This is a genomic window from Stenotrophomonas sp. GQ19 (assembly GCF_059758695.1).
On sequence record NZ_JCAXES010000008.1, the window covers coordinates 150008 to 172869 of the forward strand.

Genomic DNA, 22862 nt, shown 5'->3' on the forward strand with positions numbered 1-22862 from the left:
ATCAACAGACCCCGCGCAAGCGGGGTTTGTTTTTTGGGGCGGCAGGTGTCCCTGCGTGTGCAGCGGGCGCGAATGCAGATACGGTAGGATGCGCGTCGCTTTACACCTGTGGATCAATGGAATGACGATGAAAAAAGCCTTGCTTGTCCTTGCTCTGTGCCCCTTCGCCGCGCTGGCTGCGGAGCCGCAGCAGCCTGCCTGCAACGCAGCTGATTTCTTCCAGACCCAGCCCGACCTCACGGTCGGCCGCGTCGTGGATGCCGGCAACGTTGAGCTGATGGGTGAGCGCGCCGGCTGCCTGGACACGCCGCAGGACGGATGCCACAGCGGTGATGAGGTCGAACCGGGCAGCAGCCTGGTGATCGGCAGCCGCTGGAACAACTACTACTGCGTGCAGGTCCTGCCACCTGGCAAAGCGGTGGTGGGCTGGGCGCCGGAACAGCGCGTCATGAAGACCGGCCACATGGCCGACACCGACTTCAGCAGCTGGCTGGGTCAGTGGGACGGCAGCGCCGGGCGCGTGCTGGAGATCCTAGCCAAGGGCGACACGCTGCATCTGCGCATGCTGCCATCGAGCGGCAAAGGCGAGGGCACGCTGATCGGCAGCGCCGAGCCGACGGGCGATGAGCTGTTCCTGGGCGAGGAACCATGCGCAACGCGGGCCTCGCTGCAGGGGGCGAAGCTGGTGGTCACCGACAACGGACAGTGCGCGATCGGCAGCGCCAGCCCGGGGGGTGTGTACTCGAGCCGGGCGGCGGCGCAGCGGATGGAGCGAATGATCGAGGGCCTGGGGAATCGCTAGACGGAACGCGTGATTTCGTTGCGCGTTTCGTAACTTAATTGCGGGTGTTCTCTCAATGCTATTCGGCGCGATGCTATTTTAATCAATGGATTATGGGTGGCGTGAGGTTGCGATTCGCCGAAGATTGGCGTATAGATTCGTAACTTAATTCGTCCCGAAACTCAGGCCATGGCCCGTCCCCGTACCGTCCAGCTCCAGACGCTGTTCGACAACCTGCCTGCCGGCGAGGTCGTACCAGCTGCCGATCTCGTCGATCGCCTGGGGGTTACCCGGACAACGTTGAGTCGTCTTGTCGCCGAGGCCGGGGACCGCGTGGTGCGACTTGGCCGCACCCGCACCACGGCCTATGCCGTCCGCCAGCAGACCGCCGCGGGCAGCGAGTGGCCGCTGTTCCGGCTGGGGCCGGACGCCACCCTGGAAGAACTGGGCACGGTCGTGGCACTCACGGGCGAGACCTTCCACGTGGCGACCACCGCCGCACGCCCCAATCTGACCCGTTCGCCAGACGAGACCGTCGACGGCCACTTCCCGGGGCTGCCGTGGTACCTGGACGACCTGCGCCCGCAGGGCTTCCTCGGTCGCACCTTCGCGCATCGTCGCGGCCGGGATCTGGGCGTTCCCGACGACCTCAATCGATGGCAGCTGGCCGATACCCTGCAGGCACTCGTCCGTGCAGGCGGAACTGAAATCGGTGATCTCCTGCTCGGAGGCGATGCGGTGCAGATGGCGCTGCGCGGGCTGGACGCGCCCGGTGACCGGGTTCCAGCAGGGGAGCGTGCACGCCGCTATCCCGAGCGTGCCGCGGCAGCGCTGGAAGGCGAAGACGTCGGCTCGTCGCCCGGTGGCGAGCAACCGAAGTTCACCGCGACGGTCGAGCATGACGGCGGCCGCTACGCCGCGCTGGTCAAGTTCGCGCAGCCCACCGCAGGGCAAGCCGCAGAGCGCTGGGCCGATCTGCTGGTCTGCGAGCACCTGGCCCTGCAGTGCCTGCGCGACGCCGGTATGCAGGCAGCCGCTTCAGAGGTCCTCCAGACCGACACGCACACCTTCCTGGAGGTGCAGCGCTTCGACCGCACCGTTGACGTGCTCGGTCGGCGTGGTTTCGTCTCGTTGCTGGCGTTGTCATCGGCCTTCGTTGGCGATGTGACCCTGGACTGGGGAGCGGCCGGCGACGCGTTGCGGGCGCAGGGCTGGGTCGATCGCGACGCGCAGGCCACCATGGGCAGGCTGCACGCGTTCGGCCGGCTCATCGGCAACAGCGACATGCACCAGGGCAATCTGGGTTTCCACCTGGTGGATCGCGGCCCGCTGGCGCTGGCACCGGTCTACGACATGCTGCCGATGTCACTGGCGCCTTCGCGCACCGGGGTCGTGCGCGCGCCCACGCCGCTGGCATCCGTCGCCCCGGAGCGCAGTGGCCAGCTTGCGCACCTGCACTGGGCGGCACCGCTGGCGGTGGACTACTGGCAGCGCGTGGCGGGCTCGGCGCTGCTGCGTTCGGCCGAACTGCGCGACCTGGCGGCGGAGAATGCCCGCCGGGTGCAGGCGATGGGGCAGCGTTTTGGATGATGCTTGGGTGTGTAGTGGAAAGCGTGCAGGGGGCTCCACTACACTGTGCAGCTGCGGGGGCCTATAGCTCAACGGTTAGAGCAGAGGACTCATAATCCTTTGGTTCCAGGTTCGAATCCTGGTGGGCCCACCACTTCAACATCCCGTGTTGCCACATGTGCGGGCGAAGAGCATAGGTTGGCCGTTCTAGGGCCCCTCCAAGTCCGGAAGCGAAGCGCGTTGGGTGATGCTCATTGCATCCTGACGTAGCTATCGACCGCCGCTCAATGGCGGCGGCTTCGCGGCCATGGTTAGCCGCGCCAGGTCGGTCTAACATCACGCGACAGCCGTCACTTCCAAAGCCCCCGGTCCTTCGCTTCTTTCACGATGTCCACCATGATTCTGCGTTCTCCAAGCTGGGCCAGGAACATCAGGTGCTCGACGGCGTTGACCTTTTTCAAGTGATCGAGGCGGCACGACCCGCCTACAGCTAGTGCGGGGACGAAGCCATACATTTCGTCGTGGGCCAGCGGGCCAAGAAGCTTCTTTGCTCGATCAAAGAGAGGTACCTCCCTCTCATCAGTTTGATCCAGGCTGTCGGACTGCATCCCGGACAGCCACGTTGAAATCAAAAAGTCCCCTTTCCCTTCACTTATCCACGAAGAGTTATCGTCCGGAAAGAGCATTGCCCACGGACAATCGATGGTAAGGCTGGGGCCGGTCTTTGTCCCCCATAGCGTCAGATCACCGAACGCGCTACGGCCGATGACGTAGTAGGTGTCTGTTCCGTAGAACTCGGTTCCGTAGAGCCAGGCATTGAGTACCTCGGAGTAATCATCCGGATCGGTCATCCAGAATCGGCCGCCGCCGTAACCTGCGAAGCCGTACGCCTCCCAATACTCCAGCAGCCTATCTGGCACTTTCCCCCTGTAGTGGTCCAACTTGGATGTCGGCACCGGCTGAGCGTCAACCGCCGGTCCGAATCCCTTTTTTTTCATAGAAGTATTCGAAATCTTCATCGAGCATCTTGATCATCTGCAACGCTCCAGTCCGCGCCCCAAGGTACTCCTCAACGCTCCATATCATTGAGCCCTTGCTCCTGCCCCTTCAACTGCCGATCCATTTCCTTGTACTTGGACGCTGGCAGCTTCTGCGTACTGAAGCACGGTAACGCTTTGCTCGGCATCCGCTTGGGCAGCCATCAGGCGTTCGGTTCCCATCACCCTGGCGCCGCTTGCGTGCGCGCAATGCCTTTGCCAAACCCGCTAGTTCAAGGTGCGCGTGATGCGGATCGCGCCGACGGTTGATTCGGAAAGCTCCTACTCATCATTACGGGATTTATGAAGTCAGTCGAACAGCGAAAATGGGGTGGTCGCGGACCCTTGTGCTGTTTGGCAGCAGCCAGAAGCGAAACAGCATCTGGCGCGACTTATCCCCGTAATGTGCGAGCGGTTGCGCACGGTGGTGGGGCTGCATTCGTTGACGAGCGCGCGCACCTGGTCGGTGCGCTCCAATGAATGCCCATACACGCGCAAACCGCCCAGACTCATGGCGTCAGCCCATGCAGTTCGCGATAGAACTGCTCCAGCGCCTTCAGCTCGCCCTCGTAGTCGACGTCTGCATTCTCCCGCTCCTTCAACAGTTCCAGCACGTCGAAGTGAAGTCCATCCGCGCCGCCACGATTCCACGCGGCTTGCAGCACACGGTCCGTGTGCTTGCCCATCAGCAGTTCAAAGCGAGCGCGATTCAGCGAGGCGTGAACGTTGCGGCTTGCGCCCAGTAGGAGGTGGCCACTTTCGCGATCACGGATGGCATAGATGCCCATGGGCGGGAAGGCGTCGCGCGCTTGGCGTGCGGCCGCCCGTCGTGCCGCGCGCGACACCGGTGTGTTGTCAGCGTCCATCGCTTCTTTCCTTGTGACGGTAGTAGAGGCCATGCAGCACCAGCATGGTCAGGAATGCGGCAGGAACGGCCCAGAACAGGCCTGCCAGGCCGAAGCGCTCTTCCAGCGCCGCAGCGACCGGCAACTCGACGCAAAGGATCGCGGCCATGCTCAGGAGCGCCGGGATCAGCGCCGCACCGCTCGCGCGCATCGCGCCCACCAGGACGTTGCTCCATCCGAGCAGCAGCACGCTCCAGGCCAACGTGCGCACGATGGTGACCGACAGTTCCAGGACGGGCCCGGGTTCCAGGAAGACGCACAGCGCCAACGGCGCGAGCAGGTGCGCGGCAACCACGAACAGCGGGGTGACCATGGCGTTCACGCGCAGTCCCGTAGCCACGATGGCCGGCAGACGTTCCCGTCGTCCCGCGCCGACGGCATGCGCGCTGAAGATGGCGGCGGCAATACCCAGGCTCATCGCGGGGAACTGCACCCAGCTCAGCACCTGCGTCGCTGCGCCGTAGGCGGCGGTCGCGGTTGAGCCGTGACGGTTCACCAGGCTCAGCAGCACTATTTCGGCAAGCGCCATTGCCAGCATCTGCAGGGCGGCAGGCAGTCCGATCTGCAGCATGCGTTTGGCAACGGCTGCACTGGGCCTGCAGTGCTGCCAGCCCGCGCGAGGGGCTAGCGGATGGCCGTTGCGCCGCCAGCAATGCATCAACACGGCCAGCGCAGCACCCTGTGCGAAGAGTGCGGATACGGCGACGCCGGTCGCGCCCAGCGATGAGTAGGCCACCAGCAGCGGCGTGCACACCGCACCCACCAACGTAGCCGCCAACAGAGACCACATCGGCGAGGTCGCATCGCCGGTGCCGCGACTCAGCGACATGCCAGCCCACGTGACAAACACGCAGGGCATCACCAACAGCATGACGCGCGCATAGTCGATCGCGGCGGGCAGGATGTCCGGCGGGGTGCCCAGCGCTTGCATCAACCACGGCGCACACCACGCGCCAGCCAGTGCGACCGCAAGCCCGACACCAAGCGCTGCCGCCCAGGCCGTCGCTGCCACGCGCCGCAGTTGCGTGGCATCGCCCGCCCCCATTGCCTGGCCCGCCAGAACGGTGGCACCGGCACCCAGGCCGATGATCAGCGACAGCAGCAGGAAGAACACCGGAAAGAACGATGCCGCCGTCGCGATGCCGCGCACGCCCAGCAGGCGTCCGAGCCAGAAGCCATCAAGCAGCCCGCCCGCGCTTTGCATCGCGTGGGTCAGGATCAACGGCGCCAGCAATGCGAGATAGCGCGCACGCAGCGTCGGCGCCGGTGCGGTGGGAGGGGGTGCGTCAGACACGTTCATGCGGCCTTCCTGGCAAACGGGCATGCGGGGTCCCACAGCGCAGCGGCCCGAGGCCGCGCGCGGGTTGGAAAGAAAAGGAAAAAGGCCCGGCTTAGGCGGGTGCAGGCTCAGCGAGCTGCATGACGTACGCCCGCACGTCGTGCGGCCAGCCGAGCATCAGCGCCATCAGCCGCTCGTGGTCGCCGGCGAACAGTGCCCGCGATGCTTCCTCGAAGCCGGGCAGGTCGCCGGCCAGCGTGGACATTGCGTTGTAGGCACGGTCGCGCGCCTGGCGTGCGCGGTCGTGGGCACCGCCTTGGCGCCGCGCGTCGTGTACGAGTTTGCGCAAGGCCACCGAGGCGCCGCCCGGCTGCGCCGCGAGCCAGTCCCAGTGCTCCGGCAGAAGCGTCACTTCCCGCGCTACGACACCGAGTTTGGGCCGGCCACGTCCTTTGGGAGGTTGGGGCGGCACCACCACGGTGTAGCGTGCTGCAACCCCATCCTCGCCGCCGCGCAGATCCAGATCCACCGTCTGGCCGGTGGCATCGTTCAAGACCAGCGGGTGCGTGTCGGGCTGCGTCTGCTGCGCGCGCAGTACGGCCGCAGCTACCTCGTGCAAAGGGCCGCAGATGAGGCGGCGCGTCTCTACGAAGGCGGTATAGGTGGTGGGCGTGGCGTGGTCCATGCCGTAATATTGCCCGGGTAAAACGCTGCCGTCAATAACACCCGGGTAAATTTATGCTACTCACCGGAAGGGGCCGTACGCGCGGACCGCAGGTGCAAGCTTCGGATCTGCTCAGGCGCCCAGCACACCCGGTCCACGACCAAATTTGCTATAAAACTTCACTAGACTTTATAGTTCCTTGCCATGAAGATCCCTGTCGATCCACCCAAGCTGAATGAAATCATGGAGCAGGATGCGCCTAGCCTTCTGCAGTGGTTGGCCACGGGTGCCTCCCAGCCAGATTTGAAGGGTGAGTACATCCACTGGGACACACTCCGGCACAAAACGCCTCCAGAGGGTCTCACTTCCCGGACGTGGTGGGCCTCCATCAAGTTCGCTCGCCTTGGCCTGAAGCGGCCGTTGCCCTTGCGGGACAAGTACGGCGTGCCGTTCAGTGTTTCAGTCACCGACAGTCTGCAGAAGAGCCTGCACTACATCGATCGAGAGGCCGCCGGCGCGATCCAGGGAATGGAGCGTTCAGGAGGGCAGGGCCGCTTCCTGATCCGCTCGTTGATCGAAGAGTCGATGACGTCCTCCCAGCTGGAAGGTGCGGCGACCACACGCGTGGTTGCTAAAGAGATGCTGAGCACGGGCAGGCAGCCTCGCGATCAAAGCGAGAGGATGATCTACAACAACCACGTCACGATGAAGGTCATTCGGGAGCGAGGAAAGCGGGCGTTCACCGTTGACGAGATTCTTGAGCTGCACGCCATGCTTACCGCAGGGACGCTGGAGTCGGAAGATGATTGTGGGAAGCTCAGAACTGCCGAAGACAACGTGCTGATCTTTGATCGGAGTACAGACAGGGTTCTACATACGCCGCCGCCGGCAATCGAGGTGCGCGACAGGCTCCAGGCGCTGTGTGATTTTGCCAACGGCAAAGATGAAGAGCCCTTCGTTCACCCGGTGATCAAGGCAATCGCCATCCACTTTCAGCTCGGGTACGACCATCCGTTCTGCGACGGCAACGGACGAACTGCGCGCGTGCTTTTCTACTGGGCAATGATGAATGCCGGGTACTGGCTGACCGAGTACCTGTCGATCTCGAGCGTTCTCAAGAAATCACCCGGCAAGTACATGCGCGCCTACCTCTACGCCGAGCACGATGATGCGGATATGACGTACTTCATTGCTCAACAGCTGGATGTGATTCTGGAGTCGATCGCGGCGCTGCACGCCTACATCATTCGAAAGAACGAACAGGATCGTCGGGCAAGGCGTGTGCTGCGTGAGGCACAGGTTGCGGGCATCGAGCTCAACCATCGCCAACGGGCGCTTCTTGCCAATGCAATCCGGGACCCCGACAGGGCCTATACCGTGGCAACGCATCAAGGCGCGCATCAGATCTCCTATCCGACGGCCCTGTCCGATCTGACTGCACTCGTGGAAGCAGGTCTTCTGGAGCGGCACCGGGTGGGGCGCGCGCATGAATTTGTCGCGGTCCCTGCCATGGCGATGCTTCTTCAATAGAAGATCAGGCGACGCACGTCCGTGGTGAGGCAAGTGGGCTGCAGCGCCGATAACGGGAATAGGCAATGAACCTGCGCAGGAAATCCCTGGCCGAGCTTCGCATCGAGCACGACGTCCTTCAGGCGGAGATGGCGGCCCATGCTGCACGCCTTGCGGCTCGGCAGGCACCGGCCGAGCAGTTCGCGCCGGCACTGATGCCCCAGGCGGAGCGTCTGGTGGCGTTACGGGCGCAGATCCTGCGCAGAACGCCCGCCCGTGCATTGATGGCGCGCTACCGCCTGCTTGAAAAGCAGGCCGGAGATGCTTCTGCGCGGACCGCAGACGAGCAACGCACGCTGGACGCGGAGCTGCTTGACCTGCAGCTGCATTTCGCGAACCCTCGGCACCGGCCATTGACCCTGAAGACGTTCCTGATCCTGGCGGCCGTGGTGGCCGCGATGCTCTACCTGCCGAAGCTGATCGTTGCGCTGTTGCCGTAAGCACCGCCTGCCGGGGGCACTGCGCCCGTCCAGGCGACCAGACGGAAGCGGGCGCCAGGGCTGGTCAGTGCACGTTGCAGATGCACTGCCCCACCCATGGCGCCCGCTGGTTTCCCGAAGAATCAGGTCGGCGCGAAACCGCGTGCGCTCTTCTTTTCATTCTTCTCTGCCTTCTTTTCCTTGGCAGTCTTGGCAGGCTTCTTCTTCTGCTCTTTCTGCTTGTCCATACCCTTGGCCATTGCAGTGTTCTCCGGTGGTTGTGGGGCGGAGCATGGCACATCTGGCGGCGCCCACGTACGTTGTCGTGGCCGGGTGCGGGGGGGCGGTGGGGCTTCGCCCGTGCCCGGCCACCGACGGCCCAGCGCGGCGCGCCCCGGATGGGTGCAGAATGGCCCCCTATCGTCGAGCGCCGCGTCCATGACCATCCCCCAGATGGATGATGTTTTTCACCAGATCGTCGAACTGTCCTTGGACTCCATCAAGGAAGTCTCACTGGACGGCACGGTCAGGTTCGTCAACGCCCACGGGCTGGCCCGGGTGGCGGCGGAGAATGCCGAGCATGTGATCGGCGCGCCGTGGGCGTCGCTGTGGCCGCCCGAGGAGGGTCACAAGGTGGCCGATGCCCTGGCCGCTGCCGCGCGCGGCGAGCGCCGCCAGTTCGAGGCCCAATGCCTGACGCCCGCCGGCGAGCACCGGTTCTGGCTGGTGTCCACCAGCCCGCTGCGCGACGCGCAGGGCGCGGTGCGCGGGCTGCTCGCGGTCAACCGCGATGTCACCGCCCGGCATCGCGCCGAGGCCGCGCTGCGCACCCTCACCGCCGCGTTGCGCGACCACGCCCCGTCGATGGTGGGGACGGTGTTCACCGAGGAGCTCAACGAACAGTTGGCCACCGCCCAGCAGCGCAGCAGTGAGCTGCAGGGGGAGCTGGACATCGCACGGGTTGCCCAGCGCGTGGCCGAGACCGTGGCCGCGCAGGCACAGAAGGGCGACGCGGTCGGGCAGCTGCTGGCCGGCACGGTGCACGACCTCAACAACGTGCTGCACGTGGCCGGTACCGCCATCGAGATGGTGCGCACGCACGGGGAGCTGGTGGAGCGCGATGCCAGCCTGCTGCAGATGGCCGACCGGGCGGTGCAGCAGGGCGCGGCGATGTCGCAGCGGTTGCTGGGGTTCGCCCGCCACCACCCTTATCGGCCGCAATTGGTGGACGTGGCGCGGATGATGGAGGAGCTGTTGCCGCTGCTGCAGCAGGCCGCCGGCGCCCACATTGCGCTGGCCTACCACCCGCAGGTCTCACATGCACTGGTCCAGGCAGACCCGCACAGCCTGGAACGGGCGGTGATGAACCTGGTCATCAACGCGCGCGATGCCTGTGGCGAGCGCGGCGAGGTCACCCTGATGCTGGGCGAGCGGCAGGTGGATGAGGTGCCCGTGGACGAGCCGCATGCGCCGGGCGCGTACATCGTGTTGAGCGTGCAGGACGACGGGCCGGGCATCGCGCCGGAGGTGCGCAAGCGCCTGTTCGAAGCCTACTTCACCACCAAGCCGGCCGGCACGGGCACCGGCCTGGGGTTGGCCCAGATTCGCGGCGCGGTGCGCCAGGCCGACGGATTCGTCGAGATCGACTCGGTACCGGGCGAGGGTGCCCGCTTCACCCTGGGGTTCCCGCGGGCGCTGCGCGCGTGAGATCCGGGCCGCCGTGAGCGGCCCGTGGTGTGCATGGTGCCAGCGGTACGTAGGCGCCTAGTTGGGGCGCTGCAGGTGCGCGGCATCCACGCCCGCGTCCAACGCCTGGGCGATCTCCGCTGCGGCGGGTATCAGGCCATGTTGCACGCGCCGCACAAAGTCGGCGAAGCGCGCGCCGGAAATGGCTTGGCGGTTGGTGCACCGGTCGCAGGTGAGCACGGCCGCACCATGGGCCACGTTGACCAGGCCCGGTGGGCCGGACAGGCTGAGGATGGCGTGGCAGTGCAGACATTGCGCACGCACGAACGCCAATCGGTTCAGCGCCTGCGGATCCTCCTGGCTGGCGTCACCGATCACGTCCAGCAGGTAGAACAGGCCTGTGTTGGGCATCCACTTGGTTCCTCGACGATGCACCTTGAGGGTACTGCCGGTGCCGATCAAGGTGCGGTGAATTCCCGCGCTGCTGCCACGCGGGCCACCGCTTCTCCGCGTGGTGCATTCAGAACCGATAGCCCACCTCTGCACCGATGATCCGCGGCCGGTCCACCGGCCCGTAGACATTGCCGTCGCGGCCGAAGGCCAGGTTGTCGAAGATGAGTCCGTTGATGCGGCGCTTGTTGGTGAGGTTGTCGACGTACACGCGCGTGGTCCACGGTCCGGTCTCGTAGCCCAGTTGCACCCCGATGATGGCCACGGCCGGTTGGAACGCGCGGTTGCGTTCGTCCAGCGCCATGCGCCCGTTGAACGCCGATTCCACCCGCGCGAACACGCCGGAGCGGTGCTGGTAACGCGCGGCGAGGTAAGCGGTGTACTGCGGGGTGAGCTTGACCTTGTTGCCGGCCAGGCTCTGGTTGTCGCCGACCAGCAGTTTGCGGTACTGCGCATCCACGTAGCCGGCGTTGGCGGTCAGCGTCAGCCCGGGCAGGGGCTGCAGCACGCCTTCCAGTTCCACCCCGCGCGAGCGGATGGACGCATCCGAGCCCACGTAGTCCGACGAGATCGGGCGACCGTTGGCATCGGTGGCCAACTGGATTTCCTGCCAGTTGTTGGACGCGATCTGGAACACCGCACCGCCGATGTGCCCGCGCCCGCCCAGCACGTTCATCTTGAACCCTGCCTCATGGCTCCACATCATTTCCGATTCGTAGCGCAGCACCTTGTCGTTGACCACGTCGTTCTGCGCGGCGGCCAGGTTGAAGCCGCCGGGAATGTACCCCTTGGCCGAGGCCGCGTAGAACGACAGCGTGTCCGAGGCGTCGTAACGCAGCGACACCCGGGGCAGGGTGGCGGTGAAGGTATGCGACAGTTCGGCGTCGCGGTAAAACACCAGGCCGCCCGGGCCCAGGTCCAGTTCGCCCGCGCTCTGGCGGGTGGAACGTCTGGCCTGTTCGTAGCGCAGGCCAAGACTGGCGGTAAGTTTTGGCAGGGCCGGCGGGGTATAGCTGAGCGTGCCGAACACGCTGTAGTCCTGCCCGTCCGACCCCTGCAGCGGCGCCAGCACGTAGCTTTCCAGCCCGCGCGGCGGTGGCCCGACCCGCGTGCCCAGCACCGAATCCTTGTTCACCCGGTAGGTGGACACGCCGCCGATCCAGGTCAACGGCTGGTCATCGAGCGAGCTGAAGCGCAGTTCGCCATTCCAGTTGCGCTGGGCGTCGTGGATGCGGCCGGCCAGCGCCGGGGTGTGGGTCATGTCGAAGTCGTAGCCGCCGGACGTGTCGCGCTGCTCGCGGTAGGACACCGCCGCGTCCACCGTGACGCGCGCCAGCTGCCACTGCGCGCTGGCACCGGCCACGTTCTCGGTCTTGCTGGTGCGCTTGGGCGCGTCGTTGATGTAGGTGAAGTCGCCGGCGTGGCGGCCGCCGTTGTACAGGTCGGCGTAGCGTTGGTTGTACAGGCCCACGTCCAGCGGCAGGTATTCGTATTCGAACATCCCCGGCGCGCGCGTGCCCAGGTGGTAGGCGATGGCGTTGATGGACAGCGTGTCGGTGGGTTCCCAACGCAGCTTGCCCTGCAGGTAGGTTTCCTTGACCTTGCCCGCGATGCCGTCGAACGGGGTCAGGTTCTTCAGGTGGCTGTCCTCGTCGGAGGCCATGAACGCCAGCGAGCCGAACAGGCGGTTGCTGCTGCCCAGTGCACCGCCCAGAAAGCCATCCACGCTGGTGCCGTGGCCATTGCCGAAGTGGGTGGCACGCAGGTTGACCTCGCCTTCGGTAGTGGCCGACGGCGCGCGCGTGCGCACCAGCACCAGCCCCGATTCGCTGTTGGCACCGTACAGCGTGCCTTGTGGCCCGCGCAGAATCTCGACGGACTCGACGTGGTTGAGCACCGCGTTGCTGAGTTCGCGGAACGGGATGCCGTCGATGTAGACCGAGGCCCGGTTGACCAGGAACGGATTGGACTCGATGCCGCGGATGGAAATGAACATGTCGCTGAGCTGGCCCATCACGTTGAACTTCACGTTGGGGGCGAGCTTGTCCAGGTCGCGGAACTCGGTGACGTTGGCCTGCTGCAGGGCGTCGCGGTCCAGCACGGTCACCGAGATGTCACTGCGCAGGTACGGCGTATCGCGCTTGCTGCCGGTGACCACGATGCCGTCCAGCTCGGTGGCCCTGGCGGTGGTGGGCGCGTCCTGCGCGTGGGCAGGGCTGGCCTGCAGGGACGGGAGTGCCGCAGCGAGGGCGGCGGCAAGTACGGCGTGCTTCACACAGAACCCCTGGATGGCGGTGACGGGCACCGCGATGCGAATGATCCGGTAATGTTATGGTGTAACAATTGGCCGCCGCCGCTCCATTCCTGCGCGGACTGCTCCAGAACCGGATCCCCTGCCGATGTCGTCGTTGCGCGCTGCCGCCGAACCCATTCCCCCGCGCCTTCTCGAGGACGACGGCGGGCTGCGGCCGGACGCGTGTATCCGCAACGCCGACGGCAGCGTCCTGCTGGTCCGCCAGCCCTTTGCCGCTGCCGAGGGACGCATGGGCGAGGGCAGCGGCGTCCGCATCGGGCTGCTGGTGGGTGGGGGTGGCCTGCTCCACCAGCGCACCGCGCTGGGAACCATCGACGGTCGCTGGCGGGTGGGCGACACCAACGTGGCCTTGCCGGGCTGCCCCGGCGAGTACCGCAGCCCGGCGCTGGACCTGCTTGGGCTGGTGGTGGACTTGCCGCGTTTCAGGCCCGACGCTGCCGCGCCGTTGATGGCCGGCCTTGAGCACGCCGCCGCACGCCTGCATGCCGACCCGGTGGTGGCCGCAGTGCTGCATGCGTTGTGGCAGTGCGCCGAGGCGAACGCCTGTTCGACGGCGTTTTTCGACCACGGGGTGGACATCGTGCTGCGCCGGCTGGCCAGTGTCGGCGCGCCGTTGCCTGCGCGTCGCCCACCGGCACGCCCGTTGCCCCGCGCGGATATGGCGCGCGTGCAGGCGTTCATCGAACATCACCTGGGCGAGGACATCAGCGTGGCCCGCATGGCCCGCGAAGTGGCGCGGGATGCAAGCGGCTTCAGCCGTGGCTTCACCCGGGCCAGTGGCATGACGCCCTACGCCTACCTCACCTGGCGTCGCATGGAAGCGGCCAAGCAGATGCTGCAGGCCGGGCAGCCGGTGACCGGCATTGCCTTGGCGGTGGGCTACGCCAACCCGGGCAAGTTCGCCGCCGCGTTCCGGCGGGTGGTGGGCCAGGCACCCAGCGCGTGGCGGCGCTAGCCCGCTTCGTCGGCAGGCGATCCAGCGCGGCAGGCGGCCACCAGGTGGGCAACCGCCTCAGCCAGCATCGGCCGGGCCAGGTGGTACCCCTGTGCTTCGTCGCATCCCCACAGGCGCAGCAGCGACAGCTCCGCCTCGTTCTCCACGCCTTCGGCCACCGTGCGGTAGCCCAGTTGCCGGGCCAGCTTGATGATCGCCTCCACTTTCAGCCGCGCGGTGCGTGACTGGGCCATGCCGGTGACCAGGCTGCGATCGATCTTGATCAGCGAAATGGGCAGTTCGCTGAGGTAACTGAAGTTGCTGTAGCCGCTGCCGAAGTCGTCGATGGCGATGCGGATGCCGGCCGCGGCCATCGCGCGCAGTTGCGGCAACGCCGACGGGTGGCCCTGCAGCCATTCGCCTTCGGTGATTTCCACTTCCAGCAACGACGCCGGCACGTGGTGTGCGGCCAGCTGCGAGGACAGCATGTCCCACAGGCCGGCATCATCGAAGTCACGCGCCGACAGGTTCAGCGACAGGCAGAAGCCGGGCAACGTGTGTTGCCAGCGCGCCAGCTGGGCCAGGGCATGGTCCACCACCCAGCGGCTCATCGCCGGCATCAGCGCGGTGCGCTCCAGCACGGGAATGAACTCGCCCGGCCCTACCGGCCCCAGCATCGGGTGCACCCAGCGCAGCAGCGCTTCGGCGGCTACGGGCAGGCCGTCGCACAGCGCGAAGCGGGGTTGGTAGACCAGGTTGAATTGATGCTGCGCCAGGCCGCGCGCCGCGTCGGAGGCCAGACGGTAGCGGCGGCGCAGGCGTGTATCGCGGTCTGCCGAATACCAGCAGCGGCCCGCATCGGTCTGGATGGCGTGGTTCATTGCCACCAGGCATTTGCGGATCACATCGCCGGTGTCCACCGGCGTGGCCTGGAAATCGCAGACGCCGGCATGGAACTGCGGCGACATCGGAATGCTGCCGGCCAGCAACGGACGCCGCAGGCGCTCACGCAGGCGGTCGAGCAGCGCGTCCACCTGCGCGTGGTCCTGGCCGCTGAGCACGAACGCGAAGCGGCTCACGCCCACGTGGTAGGCCGCCGCCTGGTCCTGCAATACGTGCTGCACGCGCAGGGCGGCCTGCCGCAGCAGGGTTTCCACCGGCTTCATGCCCAACGCCTGGCCGGCATCGTTGGCGCTGTGCACGTCGAACACATCCAGCATCACAGCGGTGAAGCGTCCGCCGTCGCCGCGCCGCGTCAGCAGGTCCAGATCGGCCTGGAACTGCTGGCGGTTGGGCAGCCCGGTGACCTGCTCGCGGCGGCCCATCGACACCTTCAGTTCCATCTGCGCCATCACCACGCGCGCCAGGGTCTGCAGTTGCTGGGTTTCCAGGGACGACAGCACCCGCGGCGCACGGTCCATCAGGCACAGCGTGCCCAGCGCCAGCCCGGCCTTGGTCACCAACGGTGCGCCGGCATAGAAGCGCAGCTGCTCTGGCCCGGTAACCAACGGGTGGGTGGCAAAGCGCGGATCTTCGCGCAGGTCGGCCACCTGCATCACCTGGTCGGACTGGATCGCCCAGGCGCACACCGAGGCATGCCGGTCGGTGCGATCCAGCGCCAGCCCGACGCGTGAAATGAAGCGCTGGCTGTCGGCATCGATAATGGAGATCAGCGCGATTGGAACGCCGAAGGTGAAGGCCGCAAGCTCGGTGATCGGGTCCAGTGATTTCCCCAGCGCCGGGTCCATCACGTTCAGGGCTTCGATCAACGCCACCCGATCACTATCGTCGCTTCTGTCCCACATGCACTGCGCCTGTCGTCCCCTGCCTTGCAGCTACTATCCCGCGCGGCGTGCGCAACGCCCGTGAAGTGCAGCGCATTGCGGCGCGCAAGCATGAAGCGTTCACGATGGATCACCCCCGCATGGCCCGCGCCAGCACCTCGAACACACGCGTGTCCTGTGCCTGCGCGGCATTGAAACGCAGGAAGCCGGTCGCACCCAGCGACGGGCTGAACGCATTGCCGGGCGCCAGCACCACGCCGTCGGCCAGGCTGCGCTGCGCGATGGCTGCAGCGTCCAGGCCATCGGGCAAACGGCACCACAGCAACATGCCCGCCTGCGGCACGATCCAGGGCTGGATGCCGAGCGTGGCAAGGCGGTCCAGGGTGACGTCGCGCGCGGCGGCCAGGCGCGTGCGCACGGTCTCCACGTGGCGGCGGTAGCCGCTGTCGGTGAGTGCGGTGAGCAGGATGTCGGCGGCCAGGCGACCGCCGCCGAAACTGGTGGCGATCTTCAGGTCGGCAAGCGCGTCGATCCACTCCGGTCGCGCGGCGATGAAACCGCATCGCACCGCGGCAGACAGCGTCTTGGAAAAGCTGCCGATCTGGATCACCCGCGACAACCCGTCGAAGGCGGCCAGCCGCGGCGCGGGGCTGTGTTCGAAATCCGCAAACAGGTCGTCTTCGACGATCACCAGGTCGCTGCCTTCGGCCAACGTCAGCAGGCGGTGTGCGGTCACCGGCGAGAGCACCGCCCCGGTCGGGTTGTGCAGGCCCGAATTGGTGATGTACAGCCGCGGCGAATGCGCCTGCAGCGCCGCACCGAACGCCGCCACGTCGGGCCCGTTGGGCGTGTACGGAATGCCCACCACCTGCACCCGGTGGGCCTTGAGCAGGGCCAGGAAATTGAAATAGCAGGGGTCATCGACCAGCACGGTGTCGCCGGGCTGCAGCAGGAAGCGGCAGATCAGGTCGATGGCATGCGAGCCCGACTCGGCCAGCAGGATCTGCTCCGGTGCTGCGTCCACCCCCTGGCCGGCCAGCCGCCGTGCCAGCAGCTGGCGCAGCGGCGGCAGGCCCAACGGGCTGGCGTAGTCGGCCAGGGACGTGGCCGATGCGCGGGCCGCGCTGCGCAGGCCACGGCGAATGCCCTCGACGTACATCCAGTCTTCGGGCAACCAACCGCAGCCGGGCTTGAGCACGCGCGCATCGTGTTCCAGCGATTGCCGGGCCAGCCAGAGCGGGTCGACCTGGCGGTCGCGGGGCGGGTCGATGCCGCTCAGCGCCAGCGGTGCCACCGGTCCGTTGACGTGGAATCCCGCGCCGGGGCGTGAGCTGATGACGCCTTCGGCCACCAGCCGTGCGTACGCTTCCACCACCGTGGACACAGACACCTGCAGGGCCTTGGCCTGGGCACGCACCGACGGCAGGCGCATGCCCGGCACGTAGCTGCGGGCGTTGATGCGGGCGCGCACGCTGGCCATCACGGCGGCGATGCGGGTAGGGGGAAGATCCATGCCACGGGGTCCGTACTGGGGGTGTGGGCATAACAGTTCAGTGAAAGTGTACTGGACTGTGTCTGGGGGCGGCAGGCGCCGCGTGGTCCACTGGTGGCCACTCTCAGGAACACCAGAATGGACACCACCACCCGGGGCTGGATCAACGGATTCATCGGCGTACTGATCTTCGCCGGCTCACTGCCCGCCACGCGCGTGGCGGTCGCCGACATCGATCCGACCTTGCTGACCGCCGCGCGCGCCAGCATCGCCGCCCTGATCGCCGCGGCGATGCTGCTGGTGCTGCGCCAACCGCGCCCGGCACGCACCGCGGTGGCGTCATTGCTGGTGGTGGCGCTGGGCGTGGTGGTGGGGTTCCCGCTGCTCACCGCGTTGGCCCTGCAGCATGTGTCCTCGGCGCACTCGATCGTGTTCCTGGGCCTGCTGCCGCTGAGCACGGCGGTGTTCGGCGTGCTGCGCGGCGGCGAACGGCTGCGCCCGGCGTTCTGGGGTTTTTCGCTGCTGGGCAGTGCCTCGGTTGCCGGCTACGCGCTGCTCGGCGGCGGTGCTGCGTCGTTGCAGGGCGACCTGCTGATGCTGGCGGCGGTGGTGGTGTGCGGGCTGGGCTATGCCGAAGGGGCGCGGCTGTCGCGCACGCTGGGTGGGTGGCAGGTGATCAGCTGGGCGCTGCTGCTGGCGTTGCCGCTGATGGTGCCGCTGATGTGGGTGCGCTGGCCGCCCACGTTGGCCACCATCGGCGCGCCGGCCTGGTGGAGCCTGGCCTACGTGTCGGTGTTCAGCATGCTGGTCGGCTTCATGTTCTGGTATCGCGGGCTGGCCCAGGGAGGCATCGCCGCGGTGGGCCAGCTGCAGTTGCTGCAGCCGTTCTTCGGGCTGGGCCTGGCCGCCCTGCTGCTGCACGAACAGGTGAGCTGGACGATGCTGGCGGTCACCGTGTGTGCGGTGAGCTGCGTGGCCGGGGCCCGGCGGTTTGCCCGCTGAGCTGCGACCGGGCGTAGGGCTCTAAAGACCCACGCCACCCACCGGCTCGGTCTCGAAGCGTTCGCCGAACCCGGTGATGTGCGGCCGGGCCTTGGCGATCGCGGCCTGTACCGCAGGCAGTGCCAGCGACGCGCGATGGTGGTCCTGGCTGTCCCACACCTCGGTGATCCAGAGCGCATCGGCATCGGTGGGATCGCGGGCCACCACGTAGCTGCGGCAACCGGGCATGGCATCGGTGCCTTCCTGCAGGATCGCGATGACCGCGTCGCGCTGCCCGGGTGCGATCAACATCCTGCCAATCAAGCCGTACATGCCTGCCACCTGCCACGAGGAATCAGCGGGCATCGTGCGCGCGGCGCGCGGCGGTGGTCAACCGGCGTTTGAGCCGGCCCCACCGCTGCGCTATCCTGCGCGCCGCCTTTGCCCGCCCCGCTGGATTGTGATGACCCCACCCTGATACCGCGTTCACCACGCGCCCGTGCCACTGCCGGGTTCCAGGGAGTGTCCTGTCTTCATCACACAGCGCGCCGTGCGTATCGCCGGTGCGCGGAGTCTGCCCATGTCTGTGTCCTACCCGCTGCGCCAGCAATGGCTCGGCAATATCCGCGGTGACCTGCTGTCCGGTACCGTGGTCGCGCTGGCCCTGATCCCCGAGGCGATCGCGTTTTCGATCATCGCCGGGGTCGACCCCAAGGTGGGGCTGTATGCCTCGTTCTGCATCGCGGTGGTCACCGCCATCGCCGGCGGCCGCCCGGGCATGATTTCGGCGGCCACCGGTGCGATGGCGCTGGTGATGGTGGACCTGGTCAAGGACCATGGCCTGCAGTACCTGCTGGCGGCCACCATTCTGGCCGGGCTGCTGCAGGTACTGGCCGGGGCGTTGAAGCTGGGCGTGCTGATGCGCTTCGTGTCGCGCTCGGTGATCACCGGGTTCGTCAACGCGCTGGCGATCCTGATCTTCCTGGCGCAGATGCCGGAACTGATCGGGCGCTCCTGGCACGTGTGGGCCGTCTGCGCGGCCGGGCTTGCCATCATCTACCTGCTGCCGCGGGTGACGCGCGCGGTGCCTTCGCCGCTGGTGGCGATCGTGGTGCTCACCGCGCTGTCGATCGGCCTGCACTGGGACGTGCGCACCGTGGGCGACATGGGCGCGCTGCCCGACAGCCTGCCGGTGTTCCTGTTCCCCGACGTGCCGCTCACCTGGGACACGCTGCGCCTGCTGCTGCCGGTGTCGGCCACGCTGGCGGTGGTGGGCCTGCTGGAGTCGATGATGACCGCGCAGATCGTGGAGGACATGACCGACACGCCCAGCCAGCGCAACCGCGAGTGCGCCGGGCAGGGCCTGGCCAACATCACCGCCGGGTTGTTCGGCGGCATGGGCGGCTGCGCGATGATCGGCCAGTCGGTGATCAACGTGTCGTCCGGCGGGCGCGGGCGGCTGTCGTGCCTGGTGGCCGGCGTGCTGCTGTTGCTGCTGGTGGTGTATGGCGCCGAGTGGGTGCGGCAGATTCCGATGGCAGCGCTGGTGGCGGTGATGGTGATGGTCAGCATCGGCACGTTCCATTGGCGCTCCTTCCAGGAGCTGCGCCAGCACCCGAAGAGCTCCTCGGTGGTGATGATCGCCACCGTGGTGGTGACCGTGGCCACCCACGATCTGGCCAAGGGCGTTCTGACCGGGGTGTTGCTGTCGGCGCTGTTCTTCGCCCGCAAGGTGGGGCGCCTGCTGCAGGTGGGCGATACGGTGCTGGCCGACGGCACCCGCGTGTACACGGTCAGCGGCCAGGTGTTCTTTGCCTCGGCCGGGCAGTTCGCAGCCAGTATCGACCTGCAGCAGGTGCCGGGGCGGGTGGTGATCGACCTGACCCACGCGCACTTCTGGGACCTCAGCGCAGTGGCGGCGCTGGAGCGGGTGGTGGACAAGCTGCGCGCCCATGGTGCCGAGGTGGAGGTGCGCGGGCTCAACGCGGCCAGCCAGACCCTGGTCGAGCGCGTGGGGCGTTCGACCGGCCAAGCGGCCGCGCGCCCCGGCGAACACTGAACGGGGTCAGGAAACGGTCCTCAACATCGGCGCGCCAGCGCCGTTATCCAGCTCAATGCCCCGATGTCTGCGATCGGGGCAAGGGCTGGCCGTGAGTTGCACCGCGCCACCCGGACCGCAATGGACTGCGCGAAGCCGTAGTGGCGCCCCCAGGCGACCGCTGATCCGACCCTTTTCCCGGAACCGCCCCCATGCCTGCGTCCCGCCCGACCTCTTCCCAGCGCCCCGGAAGCATCGCCAACCGGCTGATGCTGGGGACCGCGCTGATCGCCATGCTCTGCTTCGGCATCACCGCTGCCATCAGCTACCGCGAAGCCAGCCAGGCGCTGATCGACTCTTCGCGGCAGACCATGCAGAGCGAGGCCAATGCCGAATCACGCCGGGTCGGTGCCGACCTGGCCGCCGCGTTCTCCACCAGCCAGGCGCTGGCCGACAGCCTGGTGGTGCAGCACGCGGTCGGCGGCTTGACCCGGGCCACCGCCTCGCACGTGATCGAACAGCAGCTGCGCTCGCATCCGGAGTGGGTGGGGCTGGGCACGCTGTGGGAGCCGCAGGCCTTCGATGGCAAGGACAGCGAGTTCGTCGATGCGGAAGCACACGACGCGACGGGCCGTTTCATGAGCTACTGGTCCTGGCAGGACGGCACGCCCAAGCAGGATCCGCTGAAGGGCTACGACGTCCCCGGTGATGGCGACTGGTACCTGCGCCCGCGCTCCTTGAAGCGCCAGACCGTGGCCGAACCGTACAGCTACGAGATCGCCGGCAAGCCCGTGCTGATGACCACCCTGTCCACCCCGGTGCTGGACAAGGACACCTTCCTCGGCGCGGTCACCGTCGACTTCGGCCTGGCCGCGCTGCAGGAGCGCCTGGCCGCGCTGCGCCCGATGGGCGAAGGCCACGTCGAACTGATTTCCCCGGGTGGCATCGTCCTGGCTGCCCAGGATGCCAAGGAGATCGGCAAGCGTCGCGATGATGCCGCCACCCGCCGGATCCTGGCCGCGGTGGGCGCCGACAAGCCCTACGAAGACTTCAGCGTGGATGCGGCCGGCAACGTGAAGGCGTATGTGCCGCTGCGCATCGGCACCAGCCAGGAGCGCTTCGCCCTGGGTGTGGTGGTGCCGCACGCCCTGATCACCGCGCAGGCGCGTTCGCTGCTGTGGATCATCCTGGCCGTGGGCCTGGGCGCGGCGCTGGTGCTCAGCGCCAGCGTCTACGTACTGCTGCGCCGCCAGGCGATCCGTCCGCTGGCCGAAGCGGTACGGCTGTCGGCCGATGTTGCCGAAGGCCGCCTGGACACCGCGCTGCCGCCGCCGCGCAACGACGAAGTGGGGCGCCTGCTCGAATCGATGCAGCGCATGCGCAGCCAGGTGCGTGCGGTGATGGCCGCCCAGGGCGAAATGGCGCAGCGGCATGAAGCCGGTGAGCTCAGCTACCGCATGGACGCCCAGTCCTTCCCGGGCGAATACGGGCAGATGGTGGGCGACACCAACCAGCTGGTTGGCGCGAACATCGCCGTCACCCGCCGCCTGGTGGAAGTGATGCAGCGTTACGCGGTGGGCGACCTGTCCCAGGATATGGACCGCCTGCCGGGCGAGCAGGCGCGCTTCACCGAGGCGATGGACACCACCAAGGCCAACCTGCGCGCGATCAACACCCAGATCCGCGACCTGGCCGGTGCTGCCGCGCTGGGCGATTTCAGTCAGCGTGGCGACGTGGTGCGCTTCGACCACGACTTCCGCGGCATGGTCGAAAACCTCAACACCATGATGCAGGTCAGCGACGACAACCTGCAGCAGATTTCCGCGCTGCTGCGGTCGATCGCCGCCGGTGACCTTACCGCGCGCATGCACGGGCAGTTCCATGGCGTGTTCGCGCAGATGCGCGACGACGCCGACACCACCGTGACCCAGCTGACCGACATCGTGGGCCGCATCCAGCAGGCCACGGCCAGCATCAACCTGGCCGCCGGCGAGATTGCTTCGGGCAACAGCGACCTGTCGCGCCGCACCGAGCAGCAGGCGGCCAGCCTGGAAGAAACCGCCGCCTCGATGGAGGAACTGACCTCCACCGTGCGCCAGAACACCGATCACGCCGTGCAGGCCAATACGCTGGCGGCCAACGCGGCCGAGGTGGCGTCGCAGGGCGGGCAGGTGGTGGGCCAGGTGGTCACCACCATGGCGGGCATCGAGGCCTCGTCCAAGCGCATCGCCGAGATCATTTCGGTGATCGACGGCATCGCCTTCCAGACCAACATCCTGGCGCTGAACGCCGCCGTTGAAGCGGCCCGCGCCGGTGAGCAGGGCCGCGGGTTCGCGGTGGTGGCCTCCGAAGTGCGCGCGCTCGCGCAGCGGTCGGCCGGTGCGGCCAAGGAGATCAAGACCTTGATCGACGACTCGGTCAGCCAGGTCACCCAGGGCTCGGCACTGGTGCGCACCGCCGGGGACACCATGCAGGAAATCGTCAGTGGCGTGCGCCGCGTCAACGACATCATGGCCGAGATCTCGGCGGCGTCGAAGGAGCAGTCGGCCGGCATCGAGCAGGTCAACCAGACCATCACCCAGATGGACGAAACCACCCAGCAGAACGCCGCGCTGGTGGAAGAAGCCACCGCGGCCGCCCGTGCGATGGAAGAGCAGGCCCAGCACCTGGGCACCGCCGTGGCGATCTTCCGTATCGATGCCGGTGCCTCCCCGGCCCCTGCGTCCCGCCCGCACGCGGCGCCGCCGGCCAAGCGTGCCGTCGTCGCGGCACGCGGCGCCCCGCGTGCGCCGGCGCTGGCCGGCGACGACTGGCAGACGTTCTGATCCCGGCGCGCGGCGGAGCCCGCCGCGCGCTCGGCTAGACTGTGCCTGGAACACGGCAGGTGCCCCTGCACCTGCCACGCACAGGACGTTGGATGGCACGCACTGCACGCCCCCCGCTATGTACCGGTGACCCCG

Annotated in this window: 18 protein-coding genes and 1 tRNA gene; 10 read left to right on the top strand and 9 right to left on the bottom strand. The window is 67.3% G+C overall.

Annotation, left to right across the window (positions count from 1 at the left end):
- Nucleotides 1-121: 121 nt before the first annotated feature.
- The 3 genes from AC6CHL_RS15360 to AC6CHL_RS15370 all read left to right on the top strand — a co-directional run bounded on the left by AC6CHL_RS15360 (nt 122) and on the right by AC6CHL_RS15370 (nt 2504).
- Nucleotides 122-802: a hypothetical protein gene (locus tag AC6CHL_RS15360; protein ID WP_498295179.1), complete on the top strand. Its 681-nt coding sequence runs from the start codon at nt 122-124 to the stop codon at nt 800-802.
- 168 nt (nt 803-970) lie between these two features.
- Complete coding sequence (yjjJ, locus tag AC6CHL_RS15365; protein WP_498295180.1) at nt 971-2371, top strand: type II toxin-antitoxin system HipA family toxin YjjJ; 1401 nt, start codon at nt 971-973, stop codon at nt 2369-2371.
- A 57-nt stretch (nt 2372-2428) separates the two neighbouring features.
- Nucleotides 2429-2504: transfer RNA gene (locus AC6CHL_RS15370), tRNA-Ile, on the top strand.
- A 196-nt stretch (nt 2505-2700) separates the two neighbouring features.
- On the opposite strand, the gene AC6CHL_RS15375 is transcribed toward AC6CHL_RS15370, so the two are convergent.
- The 4 genes from AC6CHL_RS15375 to AC6CHL_RS15390 form a co-directional block, all read right to left on the bottom strand.
- Nucleotides 2701-3369 carry a GAD-like domain-containing protein gene (locus tag AC6CHL_RS15375; RefSeq protein ID WP_498295182.1) on the bottom strand — a complete coding sequence of 223 codons (669 nt, stop codon included), beginning with the start codon at nt 3367-3369 and terminating at the stop codon, nt 2701-2703.
- Between the two features lie 527 nt (nt 3370-3896).
- Entirely contained in the window at nt 3897-4253 is a 357-nt protein-coding gene (locus tag AC6CHL_RS15380) for a GIY-YIG nuclease family protein (protein WP_498295184.1), read from the bottom strand.
- A complete protein-coding gene (locus tag AC6CHL_RS15385; RefSeq protein WP_498295185.1) occupies nt 4243-5592 on the bottom strand; it encodes an MATE family efflux transporter in 1350 nt (449 codons plus the stop codon). The genes AC6CHL_RS15380 and AC6CHL_RS15385 overlap by 11 nt, the downstream gene beginning before the upstream one ends.
- Before the next feature lie 91 nt (nt 5593-5683).
- Nucleotides 5684-6256, bottom strand: a complete 573-nt coding sequence (locus AC6CHL_RS15390) for a DUF2239 family protein (RefSeq protein WP_498295187.1) — start codon at nt 6254-6256, stop codon at nt 5684-5686.
- Between the two features lie 183 nt (nt 6257-6439).
- Between AC6CHL_RS15390 and AC6CHL_RS15395 the strand changes: the two genes are divergently transcribed.
- The 3 genes from AC6CHL_RS15395 (at nt 6440) to AC6CHL_RS15405 (ending at nt 9930) form a co-directional block, all read left to right on the top strand.
- Entirely contained in the window at nt 6440-7765 is a 1326-nt protein-coding gene (locus tag AC6CHL_RS15395) for a Fic family protein (RefSeq protein WP_448134488.1), read from the top strand.
- 65 nt (nt 7766-7830) lie between these two features.
- Complete coding sequence (locus AC6CHL_RS15400; RefSeq protein WP_498295189.1) at nt 7831-8244, top strand: hypothetical protein; 414 nt, start codon at nt 7831-7833, stop codon at nt 8242-8244.
- A gap of 417 nt (nt 8245-8661) precedes the next feature.
- Nucleotides 8662-9930, top strand: coding sequence for a two-component system sensor histidine kinase NtrB (locus AC6CHL_RS15405; protein WP_448134486.1), 1269 nt, complete (start codon nt 8662-8664; stop codon nt 9928-9930).
- Between the two features lie 57 nt (nt 9931-9987).
- Here the strand turns inward: AC6CHL_RS15405 and AC6CHL_RS15410 are convergent, their stop codons facing one another.
- Together AC6CHL_RS15410 and AC6CHL_RS15415 are read right to left on the bottom strand one after the other, a co-directional pair.
- A complete protein-coding gene (locus AC6CHL_RS15410) occupies nt 9988-10320 on the bottom strand; it encodes a hypothetical protein (RefSeq protein ID WP_498295191.1) in 333 nt (110 codons plus the stop codon).
- Nucleotides 10321-10429: 109 nt separating this feature from the next.
- Nucleotides 10430-12634: a TonB-dependent receptor gene (locus AC6CHL_RS15415; RefSeq protein ID WP_498295193.1), complete on the bottom strand. Its 2205-nt coding sequence runs from the start codon at nt 12632-12634 to the stop codon at nt 10430-10432.
- 124 nt (nt 12635-12758) lie between these two features.
- Between AC6CHL_RS15415 and AC6CHL_RS15420 the strand changes: the two genes are divergently transcribed.
- Nucleotides 12759-13628, top strand: a complete 870-nt coding sequence (locus tag AC6CHL_RS15420; protein ID WP_498295195.1) for a helix-turn-helix transcriptional regulator — start codon at nt 12759-12761, stop codon at nt 13626-13628.
- On the opposite strand, the gene AC6CHL_RS15425 is transcribed toward AC6CHL_RS15420, so the two are convergent.
- Together AC6CHL_RS15425 and AC6CHL_RS15430 are read right to left on the bottom strand one after the other, a co-directional pair.
- Nucleotides 13625-15412 (bottom strand): EAL domain-containing protein, encoded by a 1788-nt coding sequence (locus AC6CHL_RS15425; RefSeq protein ID WP_498295197.1) that lies wholly within the window; start codon nt 15410-15412, stop codon nt 13625-13627. The genes AC6CHL_RS15420 and AC6CHL_RS15425 overlap by 4 nt on opposite strands.
- A 109-nt stretch (nt 15413-15521) precedes the next feature.
- Nucleotides 15522-16904, bottom strand: a complete 1383-nt coding sequence (locus AC6CHL_RS15430; protein ID WP_498295199.1) for an aminotransferase-like domain-containing protein — start codon at nt 16902-16904, stop codon at nt 15522-15524.
- Between the two features lie 117 nt (nt 16905-17021).
- On the opposite strand from AC6CHL_RS15430, the gene AC6CHL_RS15435 reads away from it, so the two are divergent.
- Entirely contained in the window at nt 17022-17885 is an 864-nt protein-coding gene (locus AC6CHL_RS15435) for a DMT family transporter (RefSeq protein WP_448134480.1), read from the top strand.
- Between the two features lie 21 nt (nt 17886-17906).
- Here AC6CHL_RS15435 and AC6CHL_RS15440 read toward each other — a convergent pair whose 3' ends face one another.
- Nucleotides 17907-18230 (bottom strand): putative quinol monooxygenase, encoded by a 324-nt coding sequence (locus AC6CHL_RS15440; protein ID WP_498295201.1) that lies wholly within the window; start codon nt 18228-18230, stop codon nt 17907-17909.
- Nucleotides 18231-18444: 214 nt separating this feature from the next.
- Between AC6CHL_RS15440 and AC6CHL_RS15445 the strand changes: the two genes are divergently transcribed.
- Nucleotides 18445-19923: a SulP family inorganic anion transporter gene (locus AC6CHL_RS15445; RefSeq protein ID WP_448134479.1), complete on the top strand. Its 1479-nt coding sequence runs from the start codon at nt 18445-18447 to the stop codon at nt 19921-19923.
- A gap of 191 nt (nt 19924-20114) precedes the next feature.
- On the top strand, nt 20115-22727 hold the full coding sequence (locus AC6CHL_RS15450) for a methyl-accepting chemotaxis protein (RefSeq protein WP_498295203.1): 2613 nt from the start codon (nt 20115-20117) through the stop codon (nt 22725-22727).
- The last annotated feature ends 135 nt before the right edge of the window (nt 22728-22862 follow it).